Source organism: Pelagibacterium limicola, assembly GCF_015694405.1.
In the GTDB taxonomy this organism is placed as follows: Bacteria; Pseudomonadota; Alphaproteobacteria; order Rhizobiales; family Devosiaceae; genus Pelagibacterium; species Pelagibacterium limicola.
On the sequence record NZ_JADQDB010000005.1, the window covers coordinates 180,739 to 198,065 of the forward strand.

The 17,327-nt window shown below is 60.0% G+C and carries 14 protein-coding genes; 6 read left to right on the forward strand and 8 right to left on the reverse strand.

The window, feature by feature from the left end:
* Positions 1 to 3 precede the first annotated feature (3 nt).
* Positions 4 to 723, reverse strand: coding sequence for a class I SAM-dependent methyltransferase (locus I2G20_RS11720; protein ID WP_196259903.1), 720 nt, complete (start codon positions 721 to 723; stop codon positions 4 to 6).
* Positions 724 to 1,062: 339 nt separating this feature from the next.
* On the opposite strand from I2G20_RS11720, the gene I2G20_RS11725 reads away from it, so the two are divergent.
* Together I2G20_RS11725 and I2G20_RS11730 are read left to right on the forward strand one after the other, a co-directional pair.
* Positions 1,063 to 1,491: a YeeE/YedE thiosulfate transporter family protein gene (locus I2G20_RS11725; protein WP_196259904.1), complete on the forward strand. Its 429-nt coding sequence runs from the start codon at positions 1,063 to 1,065 to the stop codon at positions 1,489 to 1,491.
* A 1-nt stretch (position 1,492) separates the two neighbouring features.
* Positions 1,493 to 1,924, forward strand: a complete 432-nt coding sequence (locus tag I2G20_RS11730) for a DUF6691 family protein (RefSeq protein ID WP_196259905.1) — start codon at positions 1,493 to 1,495, stop codon at positions 1,922 to 1,924.
* Between the two features lie 6 nt (positions 1,925 to 1,930).
* Here the strand turns inward: I2G20_RS11730 and I2G20_RS11735 are convergent, their stop codons facing one another.
* The gene (locus I2G20_RS11735) at positions 1,931 to 2,695 is read right to left on the reverse strand and encodes an alpha/beta hydrolase (RefSeq protein ID WP_196259906.1); all 765 of its coding nucleotides are present in this window, start codon (positions 2,693 to 2,695) and stop codon (positions 1,931 to 1,933) included.
* A 131-nt stretch (positions 2,696 to 2,826) separates the two neighbouring features.
* Here I2G20_RS11735 and infC point away from each other — a divergent pair, with 131 nt between their 5' ends.
* Positions 2,827 to 3,363: a translation initiation factor IF-3 gene (infC, locus tag I2G20_RS11740; protein ID WP_196260093.1), complete on the forward strand. Its 537-nt coding sequence runs from the start codon at positions 2,827 to 2,829 to the stop codon at positions 3,361 to 3,363.
* 207 nt (positions 3,364 to 3,570) lie between these two features.
* Complete coding sequence (locus tag I2G20_RS11745; protein ID WP_246473043.1) at positions 3,571 to 5,853, forward strand: methyl-accepting chemotaxis protein; 2,283 nt, start codon at positions 3,571 to 3,573, stop codon at positions 5,851 to 5,853.
* 35 nt (positions 5,854 to 5,888) lie between these two features.
* Here I2G20_RS11745 and I2G20_RS11750 read toward each other — a convergent pair whose 3' ends face one another.
* Positions 5,889 to 7,397, reverse strand: coding sequence for a helicase HerA domain-containing protein (locus tag I2G20_RS11750; protein WP_196259907.1), 1,509 nt, complete (start codon positions 7,395 to 7,397; stop codon positions 5,889 to 5,891).
* 194 nt (positions 7,398 to 7,591) lie between these two features.
* On the opposite strand from I2G20_RS11750, the gene I2G20_RS11755 reads away from it, so the two are divergent.
* A complete protein-coding gene (locus I2G20_RS11755) occupies positions 7,592 to 8,074 on the forward strand; it encodes an NUDIX hydrolase (protein ID WP_196259908.1) in 483 nt (160 codons plus the stop codon).
* Here I2G20_RS11755 and I2G20_RS11760 read toward each other — a convergent pair.
* The 5 genes from I2G20_RS11760 to I2G20_RS11780 form a co-directional block, all read right to left on the reverse strand.
* Positions 8,071 to 9,576 (reverse strand): inorganic phosphate transporter, encoded by a 1,506-nt coding sequence (locus tag I2G20_RS11760; protein ID WP_196259909.1) that lies wholly within the window; start codon positions 9,574 to 9,576, stop codon positions 8,071 to 8,073. The genes I2G20_RS11755 and I2G20_RS11760 overlap by 4 nt on opposite strands.
* Before the next feature lie 114 nt (positions 9,577 to 9,690).
* Positions 9,691 to 12,369: a bifunctional diguanylate cyclase/phosphodiesterase gene (locus I2G20_RS11765; RefSeq protein ID WP_343070335.1), complete on the reverse strand. Its 2,679-nt coding sequence runs from the start codon at positions 12,367 to 12,369 to the stop codon at positions 9,691 to 9,693.
* A 182-nt stretch (positions 12,370 to 12,551) separates the two neighbouring features.
* Entirely contained in the window at positions 12,552 to 12,869 is a 318-nt protein-coding gene (gene rhaM / locus I2G20_RS11770) for an L-rhamnose mutarotase (RefSeq protein WP_196259910.1), read from the reverse strand.
* Positions 12,870 to 12,871: 2 nt separating this feature from the next.
* Positions 12,872 to 14,164, reverse strand: a complete 1,293-nt coding sequence (rhaI, locus tag I2G20_RS11775; protein WP_196259911.1) for an L-rhamnose catabolism isomerase — start codon at positions 14,162 to 14,164, stop codon at positions 12,872 to 12,874.
* A 76-nt stretch (positions 14,165 to 14,240) separates the two neighbouring features.
* Complete coding sequence (locus tag I2G20_RS11780; RefSeq protein ID WP_196259912.1) at positions 14,241 to 16,343, reverse strand: bifunctional rhamnulose-1-phosphate aldolase/short-chain dehydrogenase; 2,103 nt, start codon at positions 16,341 to 16,343, stop codon at positions 14,241 to 14,243.
* Positions 16,344 to 16,508: 165 nt separating this feature from the next.
* On the opposite strand from I2G20_RS11780, the gene I2G20_RS11785 reads away from it, so the two are divergent.
* Positions 16,509 to 17,321, forward strand: coding sequence for a DeoR/GlpR family DNA-binding transcription regulator (locus I2G20_RS11785; RefSeq protein ID WP_196259913.1), 813 nt, complete (start codon positions 16,509 to 16,511; stop codon positions 17,319 to 17,321).
* Positions 17,322 to 17,327: the final 6 nt, after the last annotated feature.

Sequence of the window (17,327 nt, forward strand, 5' to 3'; positions counted from 1 at the left end):
GCCTCATGTCCCCTCCTTGGCGATGCAGACCTGGCGCCAACTCTCGGGCGTTAGGGGGCGCCGATCAAAATCGCCGAACCGGCTCACCAGTTCAAAGCCATTCTGCCTCAGCAACAATGGAAGTTCTTGAGGGAAAATCTGGCGCAATCTTAGGCTCGTACGCCTGAATGAGGGGTTGGACGCCGTTGACCAATACCAATTGGCCTCGCTTATCTGCGTAGTGGGGTTGTAGCTGATTGTCTCTTCCACCACGATCTCTCCGAGTTCGTCATGCCTGAAGGAACCCAAGAGTTGCCGTTCACCCAAGGGTAGCCTCAACAAGCGGGCATTGGGTACGAAAACATCGAAGACCAAGTTTCCGCCCGGCGCGAGATGGCGCCTGATTGTGGCAAACAGTCGGGCAAAGTCCTCCGTCGAATGCATATGCATAATGGAGTTTGCCGCAATCACCACGGCATCGAACGACTGGTTCAGTTGGAAGTCGCGCATATCGAGCGTGACAAAATTCACCTTCGCGCCCGTTTCGCGCGCAACAGAGCGCGCCCGTTCCAGCATGGTTTCAGAAAGGTCGCCTCCGACGACGTGGGCGCCGCTCTTCGCTAGGGGAACCGTAAAGCGACCGGAACCGCAGGCGAGTTCCAGCACCCTGCGCGAAGGCCCACCGGCGACTTCCACATAGAAGTTTTCCATGGTCGCATCGCGCGGTGCGATGAGGTCATACAATTCCGCATCGTCATATAAGCTAAGCATTGCAGCCCTCGTGCGAGGATAATCAGCATGACTATAATGGAAACGGCCATGCGGCGAATGCCTTGAATGGGCCGGTCCGTTGCCGATAATTCAACCGGCACAATCTTCAAAACTATACTACGTTTTCAGACCAGAAAGTGACGTCGCTTTCCTGAAACGCTCCAGACGACCGATTCGGCGCAAAGAAAATCTCGCAGCCCGAACAACAACGCAACGCCCTGCACGGCGGCTGCGTAGCGGCCATGCAGGGTCATATTATAATGGAACAGCCGCGTTAAACAGGCATTCCGGTGCCAAGGAGTTATCTATCCCGTGACCCAATTTACCCCCATTTCCGCTTTGCTTGGCGGTGGTCTTATCGGGCTTTCCGCCGTCATTCTCATGGCGTTCAACGGCCGCATCGCGGGCGCGACAGGTATCGCATCGGGCATCGTCCCGCCCTTACCCCCCGATTGGCGCTGGCGGCTCGCCTTCATCGCTGGTGCTGTGGTAGCTCCAGCCTTGATTGTGGTTCTTGGCGGCCGGCCGATCCCCTTTCAGAGCACAATTCCGACCCCTTGGCTGGTGGTCGGCGGGCTCATCGTTGGCGTCGGAGCCTATTTCGGCAATGGCTGCCCAAGCGGTCATGGGGTTTGCGGCATCTCGCGGTTGTCCCCCCGCTCGATCGTCGCGACGCTGACCTTCATGGCCACCGCGATCGCCACGGTTTTCGTCGTCCGCCACCTCGTAGGAGGTTTGTAAGATGCGTCCAATCCTTTCTGCGCTGCTCGCCGGACTTGTCTTCGGAGCGGGGATCGCCGTCTCGGGCATGATCAATCCTGCCAAGGTGCTCAATTTCCTCGACCTCGCGGGAGCCTGGGACCCTTCGCTCATCTTCGTTATGGGCGGGGCGGTTGCAGTCGCCACTATCGGTTACCGGCTGGTGTTCAGGCGGACCCGACCGCTGTTCGACACCAGCTTCCACCTGCCGACCCGGACCACAGTCGATGCGCGCTTGGTCGGCGGCTCGGCTCTGTTCGGGGTCGGCTGGGGCATTGTGGGCTTCTGCCCTGGCGGGGCGATACCCGCCTTGGGCCTTTTTGAACCCGATGCCGCGATTTTTGTTGTCGCCATGCTGGCCGGCTTGGGCGCCGCGCGCTGGTTCGACAGTCGCCGGGCCCAATTGGCCAGGTGATTTGGCTCACGTCAGCCGCATTACGGTCTGCTTCAGTTTCTCGATATCGGCCTCCCGGCTCAGCCGGTGATCCCCATCCGGAATGAGCGTAAAGGTCACCGGGTCAGAAATCAGGTGGCTGACGAGTTTCAGTGCATGAGCGGGGGGGACGTCTGTGTCCTTTCCTCCCTGGAGGATCGCCACCGGGCAGCGCGTGCGGATGGGGCCGAAAAAGAGCAGGTGCCGTTCGCCGTCCTCGATCAACTCCCTGGTGAGGACGTAAGGTTCATCCGAATAGTCCGAAGGCTGTTCGACCCGGCCCTTTTCCCAGAGATCGGCCAGCTCGGCGTCCGTAAAGGTGTTGCGCATCAAATCGCGCGTCATGTCGGTGGCGGGGGCGATCAATACGATCCCGCGTACACGGTCCTCGGCCTTTTCGCGCAAAGCCTTGTTGAGCAGCAGCGCTAGCCAACCTCCCATGGAAGAGCCGATTACGATCTGCGGGCCCCCGGTCGTCCCGAACACCGCCAGCGCCTCTTCGAGCCAACGCGAAATCGTGCCCTTGAGAAAGTCCCCGCCCGAGCGGCCATGGCCCGAATAGTCGAAGCGGGTGACAGAGAGGCCCTTTTCCGTCCCCAGCGCATCGAGAGCCTGGGCTTTCGAGCCGTCCATGTCCGAGCGGAAACCCCCGAGCCAGAACAGCCCCGGGGCACCGCCATCGCGCCGCAGAATGGCAATTTCTCGCGCCTCTCCGCCTGCTCCGACCATCATCTTTTCAAACGTAGCATCCATGCCTGTATCCTCAGGGCAAAGGGTCAAAGAATCGCCCCCGTTTGCTGTTGACTTTACCCTCGTTTGCCAAGATTTTAAGGCGCGCTCGGCCAGAGCCGCCTGAACGTTAACGATTCAAAGGAAGAAAGCCCATTCGTCGCCCGATGAGACCCGTGCAGCCCCAAAAAGATGGGCCGCGCTCCAATCACGAAATCACCGTTCCCGAAATCCAGCTTATCAACGCCGAAGGCCAGAATATTGGCGTGGTGCGCACCAGTGAGGCCATCACGATGGCTATGGAGGCCGGGATGGACCTTGTCGAGATTGCGCCCAATTCAGCGCCTCCCGTTTGCAAGATCCTTGATCTCGGCAAGTTTAAGTACGCCGCTCAGAAGAAGGCTGCCGAGGCGCGCAAGAAGCAGAAGGTGATCGAGGTCAAGGAGATCAAGCTCCGCCCCAATATCGACACCCACGACTATGACGTGAAGATGCGCTCGGTTGAGAAGTTCCTTGGCGAAGGCGACAAGGTGAAGGTCACCATGCGCTTCCGTGGCCGCGAAATGGCGCACCAAGAGCTCGGACTGGAGCTGCTCAACAAGGTGAAGGATCAAATGGAGGAGATCGCCAAGGTCGAATCTTCCCCGCGATCCGAAGGTCGGCAGATGGTGATGGTGCTCGCTCCACGCTGAGAGCCCAATCTACCTGCACCAATACGCTGGAAGGTGGTCGCAAGGCCACCTTTTGTCGTTACGGCCCTTGCCGAATGACAGGCGCCTAGGACACTAGGCCGCTGGGCACCAAAATTTTTTTACTCTTGAATCTTCCTTAACTCGAAACAGCCTAGTTTGCTCCCTCGCCATATTCCGCGATCTGATGCGCCAGGGGGGTCCGGCCAAATGTTTTCGCGCTTTTCCATTGCCCAGAAGATTTATTCATCCTTCGCCGTCCTGATCGTGATGCTCGCAGCGATCAGCCTTGTCGCCATTACCGGCTTGGCGCGCGTAACCGAAACGTTCGACGCCTATCAAAGCGGCACCGATCAGACCCTGTTGATCTCAGGCTACGTCGAGGCGCTGGCCGCCGCCCGTCTCGCGGATCAGCAATTCAGGGCCGATCCGACCAATGAAGCGGCGGACCGGCTCGCCCAGCGCATCGATGCACTGGTGCTCACGCCCGAAGTCATGGCGTTTCTCGCGAGCGATGCTGAAAAGCTGGCGATGCTGGAAGAGCTTGACGAAGACGTCGAACTCTATGCCGCAGCTTTCGACAAACTGGTCGCTCACCAGCGGAACGCCAATCGACTGACCGCCGAAATCGCCCGGCTTGGCGCCGATCTGCGCGCCAATGCGGGGGGAGCTGTCCAAGCCGCCAGTGCCAGCGCCAATTTCAACGCCACGGGCATTGCCGGCCAGGCCGTGCAGGAGATCCTTCTCACCCAGCTCGATGTCGAGCGCTTCCTCCTGACCAACGACCCTTTATTGTTCGAATCCGCCTTTGCCAATGCCGGGATGGCGCACGAAACCTTTACGCGCCTTCACGCTGCGGTGTTCAGTCAGGATCAGAAGGCCAATGTCGCCCGGATTCTCGCCGACCTTGAGGCCTATGGTACGAGCATGACCGAATTGCGCGCCGAGATAGAGGCCCGCAATGGGGTCATGGGTGACGAACTCGAGCCGCTCGGTATCGAGATGGAAGGCGACTATCGCGCTCTGCTTGACCTCGTCAGTGCCGAGCAGGCCGCGCTGGGCGCGGAAGCCGCGTCCCAGGCCGCCCTGGCACAAACTGTGATCATCGCCGCCGCCGCGTTTGCGCTTCTTGCGGGCGCAGGGCTTGCTCTGTTCATCGGGTCCAAGCTTTCGGCCACCATCCGCAAGGTTGCCGCCGACATGCGCGCGCTGGCCCATGGCGACTTCGACCTCGCTCTCGATGACAAGCAACGCCACGAAGTGGGTCAGATGATAGAGGCGCTCGCCATCTTCCGCGACAACGGCAAGGCCATGCGCGAAATGGACGCCGAAAAGGAACAGGTGCAACGCCGCGAGATGGCAGAAAACGCCGTACGGCTCGAACTGCAGCAGGAAATCCGCAAGGTGGTCGCGGCATCGCTGGCCGGTGATTTCTCGGTGCGCATCGAAAAGCACTTCGACCGTCCCGAGCTCGACGAAGTCTCCCGTTCGGTTAATGCGCTGATCGAGACGGTCGATCGTGGCCTTACGGAAACCGGGGCAGTCCTTTCCGCGCTTGCCGGCGACGATCTGTCGGTGCGTGTCACAGGCAGTTATCAAGGCGCGTTTGACCGACTCAAATCCGACACGAATGCGGTTGCAGAGCGCTTTGCCCAGGTACTGGGACGGTTGCGCGTCACCGCCCGCACACTCAAGACGGCCACCAGCGAGATTCTGTCCGGCGCCAACGATCTTTCGGCGCGAACCACGCGCCAGGCCGCAACCATCGAGGAGACCGCCGCAGCAATCGAGCAATTTGCAGCAACCGTTGCGGAAAATGCTGCCAAGGCCGAAGAGGTCGCGAGCAAGGCCGAGAACGCCTCCGTGATGGCCAGCGCCGGGGGAAAGGTGATAGACCACGCAAACGAGGCGATGGTACGCATAACCGCATCCTCGGAAAAGATTTCCGATATCATCAAGCTGATCGACGATATCGCCTTCCAGACCAACCTGCTTGCGCTCAACGCCTCGGTCGAGGCTGCGCGAGCCGGGGAGGCGGGCAAGGGCTTCGCCGTGGTCGCCATCGAGGTGCGGCGGCTGGCTCAGTCGGCAGCAAAGGCTTCGTCGGAGGTAAAGGCCCTGATCGAACAGTCCGCCGCGGAAGTTGCAGGCGGGTCCAAACTCGTCTCGGAAGCTGCCGCCAAGCTCAGCGCGATCCTGTTGGCGGTCAAGGAAAATGCGGAGATCATGCATGCGATCTCCGGCGCCAGCCGCGAGCAGGCGTCGGCGATCGGTGAGGTATCGTCCGCCGTGCGTCAGCTCGATGAAATGACCCAGCAGAACGCTGCGCTGGTCGAGGAGACGAATGCGGCAATCGAGCAGACCGAAGAACAGGCCCGCTCACTCGACGCTATAGTGGATATCTTCGATCTCGACGGTTCGAAGGCGGCGCCTATCGAAGATGAGGTCCGGGGCCGCGGGATAGACCATAGGCCCTTGGCCCGGGCCGTATAGGGGCGCGTCAAAGGCTGCACGGCGACAAACAAACGCTATTCTGCGGCGTCGCGACCCGGAGTGTCAGCGGGCGCGTTGGGATCACCTGCGGCGGTTTCACACGCCAGATCTGGGAAGGCCGCGATGCGTCGGCCGGAAAAATCGTCGCGCAGGACGAGCAGGTCACGTTCCTCGAAGTAGGTCAGCAGCCGCCGCGCACGGCCGGCCGAATGGCTGCCATAGGCGCGGGCGAGGGAGGCATCGGACGGGCAAGGCAGGCCGTCCACCGCTGCGCGAGCGAGCAACAGGAATACGCCCTGCACGTCCTCGCTCAATTCATTGGCAAGTCCGAGCGCCTTTTGCCAGGTCTCACTTTGGGCGGTTTGTGAATCAATCCCGGCGCGGGCTACCGAGAAGCGGCGTTTGAATTCGCTGAGATCGGGTGGAGCGCCAGGTACGCGCCGGATACGGCAACGCACGAGAAAATCCTGATAGAGCACGGCCACCGAGCGATAGCTCGCCTCAGGGTCTTCGAGGATTTCACTGAGGACCGCCGCGATCAGGGCGTCACGTTCGGCCTCGTCTATTTCAGGAAAAAGCGTTTCGCGCTGCGGCTGGGGCACAGGCGCGCTCAGTTGGGCGAGAATATCGGCCGTGGGCCGGGGCGCCGGTTGGGCAGGCCTTCGTGGCGGCACCCGCAAATCCTCGTCGGCGCCGGGCGTGAAGATGAGATCCGCCGCCTCTTCGCCGCGTGCAGCTTCCGGCAGCGGCATAAGCCTGGGGCTGGTCGAGCGGGCGGAGGTTTCCACCGGGCCGATGATCACCGGCAAGGGACGGCGCGCCAGAGCCGGCCCAAGCGCCACGAACTGCCCCCGTGCCAGATCGCGGAACATCTCGGTTGCACGGCGGTCCATGCCCAGAAGATCACCCGCACGGGCCATGTCGATATCGAGAAACGTTCGGCCCATGAGGAAATTGCTCGCCTCGGCCGCAACATTCTTGGCAAGTTTTGCAAGCCGCTGGGTAGCAATGACCCCGGCCAGTCCGCGCTTGCGCCCGCGGCACATCAGATTGGTCATAGCCCCGAGAGAAAGTTTCCTTGCATCATCGGACACCTCCCCGGCTGCGGCTGGTGCGAAAAGCTGGGCCTCGTCGACGACGACCAGCATTGGATACCAGAACTCGCGTTCCGCGTCGAAAAGCCCCCCCAGAAAGGCGGCGGCGGCGCGCATCTGGGCTTCGGTGTCGAGCCCTTCGAGTGAAAGAACCGCCGATACGCGGTGCTGGCGGACCCGGCCCGCGATACGGGTCAGTTCTGTCTCCGACCGGTCGGCCTCGACAACCACATGACCAAACTGATCGACAAGCGTCACGAAATCGCCTTCCGGGTCAATGACGCATTGTTGCACCCATTTGGCGCTCTGTTCGAGCAGGCGGCGTAGGAGGTGGGACTTGCCCGAACCGGAATTGCCCTGGACGAGGAGCCTTGTCGCCAGCAATTCCTCGAGATCGAGCGGTGCGGTGGCACCCGCCCGCGTTGTCCCCATGTCGATCTCGACGGTCATTGGGTAAAATGGCCTCCGCTCATATTGGGGTGATTCCCGGCACGAATGTGCAGGGCGAATCTAGCCCAGCACAGAGCGCGGAACCATAGCCGCACGCTGCGTTTTCCCGTTAATCGTGGTGGGCGGCACGTTGCCGCCCGTGCTTGAATCGCGATAGTTTCAAATACTTGATCTCATCCAGGGAAGTGGCGCGGATGCTGGAAAAACTACTGGGACTCGTCAGACGCCCGTTCCGTGGCCAAATCGAGCCAGCCGGTCCGCAGTATGGCGCCTTGCCTTACAGGTTTATCGATGGACAGCTTGTCGTCCTGCTCGTTACCTCGCGCGGCCGCGGCAAGTGGATTTTCCCCAAAGGCGCACTCATCGAGGGCAAGACGCCCTGGGAAAGCGCGGCCTACGAGGCCTACGAAGAAGCGGGCGTCGAAGGGGAGATCGAGCAGACGCCGATCGGCTCCTATCTGCTACCGGTTACCGAAGAGCGCCCAGCACCCGTCGAGGTCAAGGTGTTTCCCCTAAAGGTCACCAATCAGCGTGAAGATTGGAAGGAAATGGGACAGCGCTATCGGCACTGGGCGGTTCTGCCCGAGGCCAAGCGCCTGATCACCCACGAGGGATTGGCGGACCTTGCCTTGGCCTTGGCACAACGCGAGCTTAGCCGACCCAAGAGCAAGCCCTAAAGCCCAAAGAAGAACTTCATTGCGAAATAGATTATCGCGGCGATCAACGCGGCTGCGGGCACGGTGACGATCCAGGCCGCGCCGATCGAGAAGGCGTGCTGACGGCGCACGAGATAGCGACGCTGGCGCTTGTTGAAATTGGCAATCGCCTCTTCAGGGGTTTTGTTGAGGTGGTCAGTCTTGAGGAAGACTCCCTCGGGGCTTACTGCTTTATTTTTAATACCTTTATTGGAAAATCCTTCGCGCAGGAAACCTACCCCGAATATCGCGCCGACCGCGATATGGGTCGAGGATACGGGCAAACCAAGCGCCGATGCGACGAGCACAGTGGTGGCCGCCGAAAGAGCGACGCAGTAGCCGCGTATCTCGTTGAGCTTGGTGATCTTTTCGCCGACCACGCGGATGAGACGCGGCCCGAAAAGCGCCAGCCCGAGCGCGATGCCGAGCGCGCCTATGGCCAGAACCCAAAGCGGCAGCGCGACGCGCGCATCGCCAGCGATCCCGCTGTCCACCGCGGCGACAATCGCCGCAAGGGGACCCACCGCGTTGGCAACATCGTTGGCGCCGTGAGCAAAGGACAAGAGCGCCGTGGCAAAGATCAGCGGCAGGCGGAACATCACCGCCACATGCTTGTTGGTGTTCTCCATGCCGGTGGTTCGTTTGGCAACCCAGGGCTTGGTGGCCAGCCAGCCCAACCCAGCAAAAAGCAGGCCCAGAAAAAGAACCACGTGAGGTTCGGGTTTCCACACGCGGCTAAGCCCCTTCATGGACATATACATGGCAAAGACGCCGGTCATTAGTCCCACGAATACCGGCACCCAAACCCGTGCGGAGGCAGCCTTCTCGCGCTGATCGAGGATCGTCGCATAGATTATCGACAAGAGAAGCGCGGCCAGTACCCCCCCCATGACAGGCGAGATCACCCAACTGGCGGCAATCGTCGCCATGGTCGGCCATGTAATGGCGGAGAAACCGGCTGCGGCGATCCCGGCGCCCACCACGCCGCCCACGACCGAATGCGTAGTTGAAACGGGGGCACCAAGGATGGTCGCGAGGTTGATCCACAGCGCGGAGGACAACAGCGCCGCCATCATGACCATGATGAAAGCCGTGGTGTCGAGGCTGGTATCGGGTGCTATGATGTTGCGCGAAATGGTTGTCACAACGTCGCCACCGGCCAAAAGCGCTCCGGCCGCTTCGCAAACAGCGGCAATGACCAGGGCTCCGGTCATGGTCAGCGCCTTGGCGCCGACGGCAGGGCCCATATTGTTGGCGACGTCGTTGGCGCCGATATTGAGCGCCATATAGGCGGCGATAACGGTGGCAATGATTACGAGATAGCCGAGCGGGCCGCCACCCACGGCAAAAAATGCCCAGACCAGCGCCAGCAGAAGAAACACCAGCGCAATGCCAGGTGCCGCGCCCGCGCGTGCCGATTCCCTCGTGGCGCTGCCTAGCTGGCCAACCCGCTTGAGGTCCTTGTCGATGGTGCTTTTTGCCATGGGCTTTCCGGATCCGGCGCTTCGTGTATTCGCTTTGACGGGTCCCCGCTGCCCATAACGGAGCGGGAGGGCAGTTTCCAGCCCCAATGTGACAGAACTGTCATGTTTTAAGGGTTAGCTAGCTTTCCGCCAGCGGGCTGAACGGACGAAATCCGGTATGTCCGCCGCTGGCATAGGACGGGCAAAGGCGTAACCCTGCAGGGCCGCGCAGCCCATTTCGGCAAGGATGCTGGCATGCTCGCGGGTTTCCACGCCCTCGGCGATCGCGGAAATGCCCAACGAGGCCCCGATATCGATTATCGACTGCACGAGTGTGCGCTGCTCGCGCGAGCCGGTGATCGGCTGAACAAGCTGGCGGTCGATCTTCAGCCGCTTGGGCCGCAATTTCATCAGACTCAATATCGAGGCGTAGCCCGTGCCGAAATCGTCGATTTCAATGTCGATCCCGAGTTCCTTGATCTGGTCGATGTTCCAGCTCACGATCCCTTCGTTTTCGTCGAGATAGATCGACTCGACCAGTTCGAACGCGACCCCGCCCAATGGGATATCGAGGCGTTTCAGCGTGTCGATGAGATGTTCATCATGGAGCCGACGCGCCGAGACGTTGACCGAAACGCGCGGAACAAAGATGCCGGCCCTATCCCATTCACAGCGCTGGGCAAGGGATTGTTCGAGGATCAACCTGTCGAGCGTACCGACGACATTGATATCTTCAGCGATGTTGATGAATGCGTCGGGCGTCAGGATACCGCGGGTCGGGTGGTTCCACCGTGCCAGCGCCTCCACGCCTATGACGTCGAGCGTGATGGCATCAAACTGGGGCTGGTAATAGGCGATGAATTCACCGTGGTCGAGGCCCGAGAGGATGTCGTCGGCCACCCGCTTGGTCGTCACGATCTCGGCCTGCAGTTCATCGGAGAAGAACTCGGAGCGGTTGCCGCCGCGTTTTTTTGCCCGGTAAAGCGCGATATCGGCATTCACCAATAGCTGTTTTGGGGTAACCCCGGTGCAGTCCGCACTGGCGATGCCGATGGAAACGCCGAAACGGCACTCATGGCCCTGAAAAGAAACCGGGCGGCGCATGGCCCTGATGATACCGCCGGCAAGGTCGCGCAGTTCCACATCTGTTTTTTCGCCCAGGCAGAAGACCACGAACTCGTCACCTCCAATCCGGGCGACGAAATCGCTCTGGCGTACGGCCGATTTGAGGATTTCGGCAGCATGGATGAGCATGGCATCGCCTGCGGCGTGGCCGAGCGTGTCATTGATCTGTTTGAACCGGTCCAGATCGACGTGAAGTATCGAAGCCTGGATGGGGATTTTGGCAACCCGCTTCGCATGCATCTCCAGTACATCGTCGAGGTACCGCCTGTTGGGCAGGGCGGTCAGGGGGTCGTGCAGCGCGTTGTGCTCGATGCGCGCTTTGGCGGTTTCCAGTTCGAAGTTCTTGGCCTCAGCCTGCGTCTTGGCACGCATCAAGGCTTCCGAAAGCCGCGCGTCGGCCGTTGCATCCCAGTTGACCCCGAGGATTCTGGGGGGCGATCCAGGGTCCTGATAGACCGAGCCGAGCGCGCGGATGTGGCGGACCTCGCCTTCCGGGGTCACGACACGAAAATTGGAAACATAGCGCTCCCCGGTGCGCACGGATTCATTGAACTCACGCTCGCAACGCTCGGCGTCTTCTTCGAGAAGTCTGCTGCGCCAGTGCGTATAGTCTCGCGCGCCCCCATCCTGGGGGTAGCCGTAAATCTCATTCATCCTGTCGTCCCAAGACAACTCGCCTGTCAGGATGTTCATCTCCCATACGCCGACCTGGGAAGTGGCGAGGGCGAGTTCGAGACGGCGTGAAAGACGCTGCAGTTCAAGTTCCCGACGCTTTTGCTCAATCAGCCGGCGCCGGCGATCGGCGCTGAGCCGGCCAACCAGCATGACCGGGATAAGCACGAAAGCAGCAGCCGCGATCATGGCCATGCGAAGGAACCACGCGTTAGGCGGCTCGGTGCCCCATCCGCCCTTGGGAACGGCCGCCAATTGCCAGCGGCCTGCAGGGAGTGAGACGTCGGCAAGGATCGGGTCCATGCCGAATACGGCCGCATCACCAAAGAATACGGTGCCATCAGCCCCCGAGCCGTCCTGACCCGCGATAGCGATGGTCAGCTCCTCACTGAGAGCATGAAGCCCGCTTTCGGTATAGAGGCGTTCTGCGTTGATTACGGCAGAGATAATGCCCCAGAATCTGTCGGTTCCGTCCGGCAGTGAAATGAAAACGGGGAAACGCGCGATGAAACCCCTGCCTCCCTGGACCAAATGGACCGGTCCCGCAAGCACCATGCGGCCGGTATCACGGGCACGCAAAGCCGTTTCAGACTGTTCGGGATGATTTGCATAGTCGAGCCCGAGCGCAGCTTCGTTTCCCTCTACCGGATAGATATACCGGATTACGAGATTTGGGGCGGCAGCGATGTTGTTGAGCTGGTTGTTCTGGGCAAAAAGGTAGCCGGCAAGGCTGGCGAACCGCGCCTGATTCATGTCCGGTTCGGTAGCTATGGTAGATACCAAGCCGTGTACGAGCTGAATGTTGGAGGTCACCTTGCCTTCCAGTTGAGCTCGTACCAGCGCGATTTGGCCGAGCACCTCGTTGCGCTGGGTTTGCTCGTGAATGGAGCGGTTCTGCATTTCGGCAAAGGCAATGGCCGCCACGATCACCACCAGGGCGATAGCGGTAGGGATATTGCTCGCATGGAAGACCCGGCGCGCGAATCTTTTCAGCGCGATCGGGACACCGTTAGCCACGATAGTGTCCGCCTCTTGTCTATTTGCCGCATAAATAGGACACAAGTGTTAGCCAATATCGTTTAACAGGCCCTTTAGGAGCCGTCCGTTTTCCCGTTTATGTCGCCAAGTATTATTTATGCAGGCACCAAGTCGTCTAACCGTCCCCAATGCGGCCTAAGCCTATGCCACACCGATCCGGACTAGGGCAGGTGAAACATGGGGATGAGATCAACCTGGACGGGCGAGTGGTCAGGGTTGGTTTCCATGATGTCGCCCATCATGGCCCACCAGCGGCGCATGATTTCGGTTTCCGGCAATGCGTGTATCGAATTGGCTTCTGCGCGCACGAATGTTGCAAAGAGACAATGGGTCTCCGGGTCCAGCCATATCCAATAGTCCGATATCCCGGAGGAGCGCAGCAAGTCGGCAAGCTCGGGCCAGATCTCGTCGTGTCGGCGCCGGTATTCGTCCATGCGGCCAGGAGTGAGTCTCATCCTGAAAGCAACGCGCTCGACCATGGTTAGATTATCCCCCCCGATCCGCCGGCCACGGCTGGCCGCTGCGCCGCAACGTGCTGGCGATAGCCCGAAGCCCTGTAAGTCGAGACCGGGTCGGCAGCATTGCCCTTGCGCATGCGTGCCATCGCGAGAATGGGCTCGACGTCCGTGCGGAAGGCCTGCTTGAGTGTTTGCGCGGCCATCAAGGCGTCATTGTCATCCTGGTAAGCGGTAAGCGCGACTCTATCGACGAGTAGCGCCTGGGCGTAGGCGCGCTGGACTTCCATGGCGCTCTGCATCAGGCTCTCTATGGGATCGGTCACGTTGTGGCTCTGATCGAGCATATGGGCCGGGCTAAATCCCCTCGCCCCGCGCGCCTCGGCATCCACCAGTTCGTTGAACACGAGAAAAAGCCGATAGGGGTCTATTGAGCCGGTATCGAGATCGTCATCGCCATACTTGGAATCGTTGAAGTGGAACCCGCCTAGCTTACCGCTCTGAATCAGTCGGGCAACAATCATTTCGATATTGACGTTTGGCGCATGGTGCCCGAGATCGACAAGGCAATAAGCCTGCGGCCCAAGCTCCTGAGCGATCATGTAATTGGTGCCCCAGTCCTGAACCACGGTGGAGTAAAAGGCCGGCTCGTACATCTTGTGCTCGGTAAATATGCGCCAGTCGGGCGGGAGCGCTTTGACGATTTCCTTCATTGAAGACAGATATCGCTCGAACTGGGTCGTAAAATTGGTCTGGCCCGGAAAGTTCGAGCCATCGCCGATCCAGACCGTCAGCGCCTTGGAACCCAGCGCTTTCCCGATTTCGATGCACTCGACATTATGCTCTACCGCTTGCGCGCGGGTGGCTGCGTCCGCATGGCTCAGTGAGCCGAATTTGTAGGAATGCGTCTGTCCGGGCGCGTCCGAGAAGGAGTTCGAGTTCATGGCATCAAAGCCGAGGCCAAGAGCGTCGGCCTTGTGGCGCAAGGCCTTGGGATCGGCCTTGTCCCAAGGAATGTGAAGCGAAACCCTGGGGGTTGCGCCTGTCAACGTCTGAATGACCGCACAATCCTCGAGCTTATCGAAAATGTCGCGCGGTTCCCCGGGACCGGGGAAGCGGGCAAACCGTGTGCCGCCCGTGCCCACGCCCCAGGATGGAATGGCAACGTCATAGTGCGAAACCTTGGCCACGATATCCTCGATATCGATTCCACGCCTTTCAAGTTGAATGCCCAATGCCTCGAAATCGCTGCGCAACGCGGATGCGTGTCTTTCGTTCTCGGAGGCAATGGCCTCCGTTAGGGTATCGAGCCCGGACATGTTCTTTCCTCCCTTGCACCGGCAAGCGGCGTACTTGGCCGATTAGCTTGTCGGCCTCCTAAGCCCTTCGGCCGAACTAGCGTGTAAAACTCTGGGCATTGCCCGCGTCGACATTGATGATATTGCCTGTGGACTTTGCCGACATTTCGGAGGCGAGAAAATAGATCGCTTCCGCAATGTCCTCGGGCAGTACGGAGCGCTTGAGCATGGACCGTTGCCGATAGTGTTCTTCGAGTTCGTCGGTGCCCATGTTGTAGGCTGCCGCGCGCTGCTCTTTCCATTCACCGGTCCAGATCTTGGAGCCGCGCAGCACCGCATCGGGATTAACCACATTTACCCGGATCTGTTCGGCGGCTCCTTCGAGCGCAAGGCAGCGCGCCAAGTGAATCTCGGCCGCCTTGGCCGTGCAATAGGCCGAAGCATTGGGCGAAGCGGCCAGCCCGTTCTTGGACGCAACAAAGACCACGTTGCCACCAATCTTTTGCGCTTTGAACAGCTTGAAGGCCTCTCGGCTGACGAGAAAGTAGCCCGTGGCAAGGATATCCATGTTGCGGTTCCAGAGCGCAAGGGTGGTATCCTCGATCGGGGCCGACGACGCCAGTCCCGCATTGGACACCAGGATATCCAGGCCGCCAAAAGCGACCACCGCGTGGTTAAACCCCTCGATGACCATGGTTTCGTCGGTTACATTGAGGCGAACGGTGCGGACGACGTCGGCGCCATACCGGCTAGCGAGATCGGCGTGGGCCCTCTCGAGTGCGGCCTCATCGATGTCGGCCAGCATGACGCACGCGCCTTCCGAGAGCAGCCTGTCAGCACTGGCGCGACCGATGCCTCCCGCTCCACCGGTGATCAGCGCAACGCGGCCGGCCAACGACTTGGGCTTTGGCATGCGCTGGAGCTTGGCCTCCTCAAGCAGCCAGTATTCGATATCGAACGCTTCCTGCTCATCGAGCCCGCGATAGGTTGAAACCGCCGAGGCTCCGCGCATCACGTTGATGGCATTGATATAGAACTCGGCCGAGATGCGCGCCGTGGCCTTGTCATTCGCGAAGGTCATCATGCCCACGCCAGGCACGAGGAAAACCACGGCGTTGGGATTGCGCATGGCTGGGGAATCGGGGCGTTTGCAGCGCTCGTAATAGGCAGCATAGCCTGTCCGATATTGCGCGACCGCTCCGGGCAATGCGGCTTCGAGCGAAGCGAGGTCCGGTCTGGTCGGATCGAATTCTACCACCAATGGAGCGATCTTGGTGCGCAGGAAATGATCCGGACAGGACGTGCCCAGCGGGGCCAGTGCATCGAGTGCTCGCGAATTGACGAATTCAAGCACCACCGGGCTATCATCGAAATGGCCGACCTTATGGCTCTCGGCCGAAATCAATCCACGGATAGCGGGCATGAGGCGTGCCGCGATTGCCTGCCGTTGTTCAGTTGGCAATGCCTCGTGCCGGACGCCGCCAAATGCCGGCTTGTTTGCAGTTTGCTTTTCAAGCCAGGCAATGGCTGCATTGATCGTTGCGAGGGTGGTTTCATAGCAGCTCTTGGCGGTGTCACCCCAGGTGAACAGGCCATGACTCTCCAAAACAACGCCTTTGGCGGATGGGTTTTCCTGGCAAAACCTTTCCAGCCAGAGCCCGAGTTCGAGCCCTGGCCTTTTCCATGGCAGCCAGCCAATCGTGTCCCCAAAGATTTCCCGCGTCAGCGCCTTGCTATCGGCGCTCGCGGCAATAGCGATGATGGCATCGGGGTGCATGTGATCCACATAGGGATGCGAGACGAAGGCGTGGAGCGGGGTGTCGATAGATGCCGCCCGCGGGTTTAGGTTGAAGGTGCAATGGGGCAGATAGCCCACCATTTCGTCTTCATGCTCCGCGCCGCGATAGAGGTTCTTGAGAGCCCGGAGCTTGTCCATATAGAGCGTGGCAAAACCATCGCGTTTGATGGTGCCCAAGTCGCCGCCCGACCCTTTCACCCAGAGCACCTCGACAGGCTTTCCTGTCAGCGGATCGTTCTCGAAAATCTTGGAGGAGGTGTTTCCGCCACCATAATTGGTCACTCTTTTGTCCGATCCGAGCAGATTGGAGCGATAGACCAATTGCGCAACTTCACTCATTCCCGATGCAATCGCATCGTCCCACAGCGATGACAGTCGCGCGGACGAAGTCGTTTCGGTCATGATTTCCTCCCCGTTCGGAAAGCCCTGGCTTTGTTTTCCGGAGCCCGTTGTGCACGCAACGCAAGCCTACTGTCAATCATAAACGATCACAAACGATCATTTCTGATTAAATACGATTGACAGTGATCGAAAATGATGAAAACTGTCGGTATGGGAGGGTCGAACATGCATGAAAGTGAGCGCCACAGGGTTATTCTCGCTGCCGTGCAAGCGCGGCCTGTCGCGACGGTGCAAGAACTTGTCGAATTGACAGACACCTCGGAAGCCACGATCCGCCGGGATATTGCCGCCCTTCATGTGCAGGGCAGGCTACGGCGCGTCCGGGGTGGGGCGGAAGCCCTGACGCCGCCGACACAAGGCAACCTTGTGGGCAGGCCGTTCTCGGTCAATGAAACGATCAATATCGGCCTCAAGCGCGCGATAGCCAAGGTAGCCGTCGATTTATGCGCCGACGGGGATTCCATAATCATCAATGGGGGCACAACGACCTATCAGATGGTTTTCCATTTGGTGAACCGGCGCTGTCAGGTGTTTACCAACTCATTCCCTATCGCCAGTCATCTGCTCGGCCACTCCAAGAACAGCGTCATCGTTCCCGGAGGCACTATTTATCGCGAGCAGAATATCATTCTTTCGCCCTTTGAAAGCGATGTGACCAAGCATTTCTATGCGCGCCGCATGTTCATGGGTGCCCAGGGCATCGGACCTCACGGGCTGACCGAAGCCGATCCCCTGCTGATTCAGGCCGAACAGAAGCTGCTCAATCAGGCCGATGAGCTGGTGGTCCTGGCGGATTCATCGAAGTTCCGGCAGCGATCAAGCCTGATCCTGTGCAAGCTCGAGCGCATCCACATGGTTATCACCGACCGCAACATCCGTGACGAGGACCGACAAATGCTCGAGGAGCGAGGCGTAGCGATACGCATCGCCGGGCCCTCTGACAACGCGGAGGAGGAAGTTTCGCCTTCGGTCGCTTGACCGGCC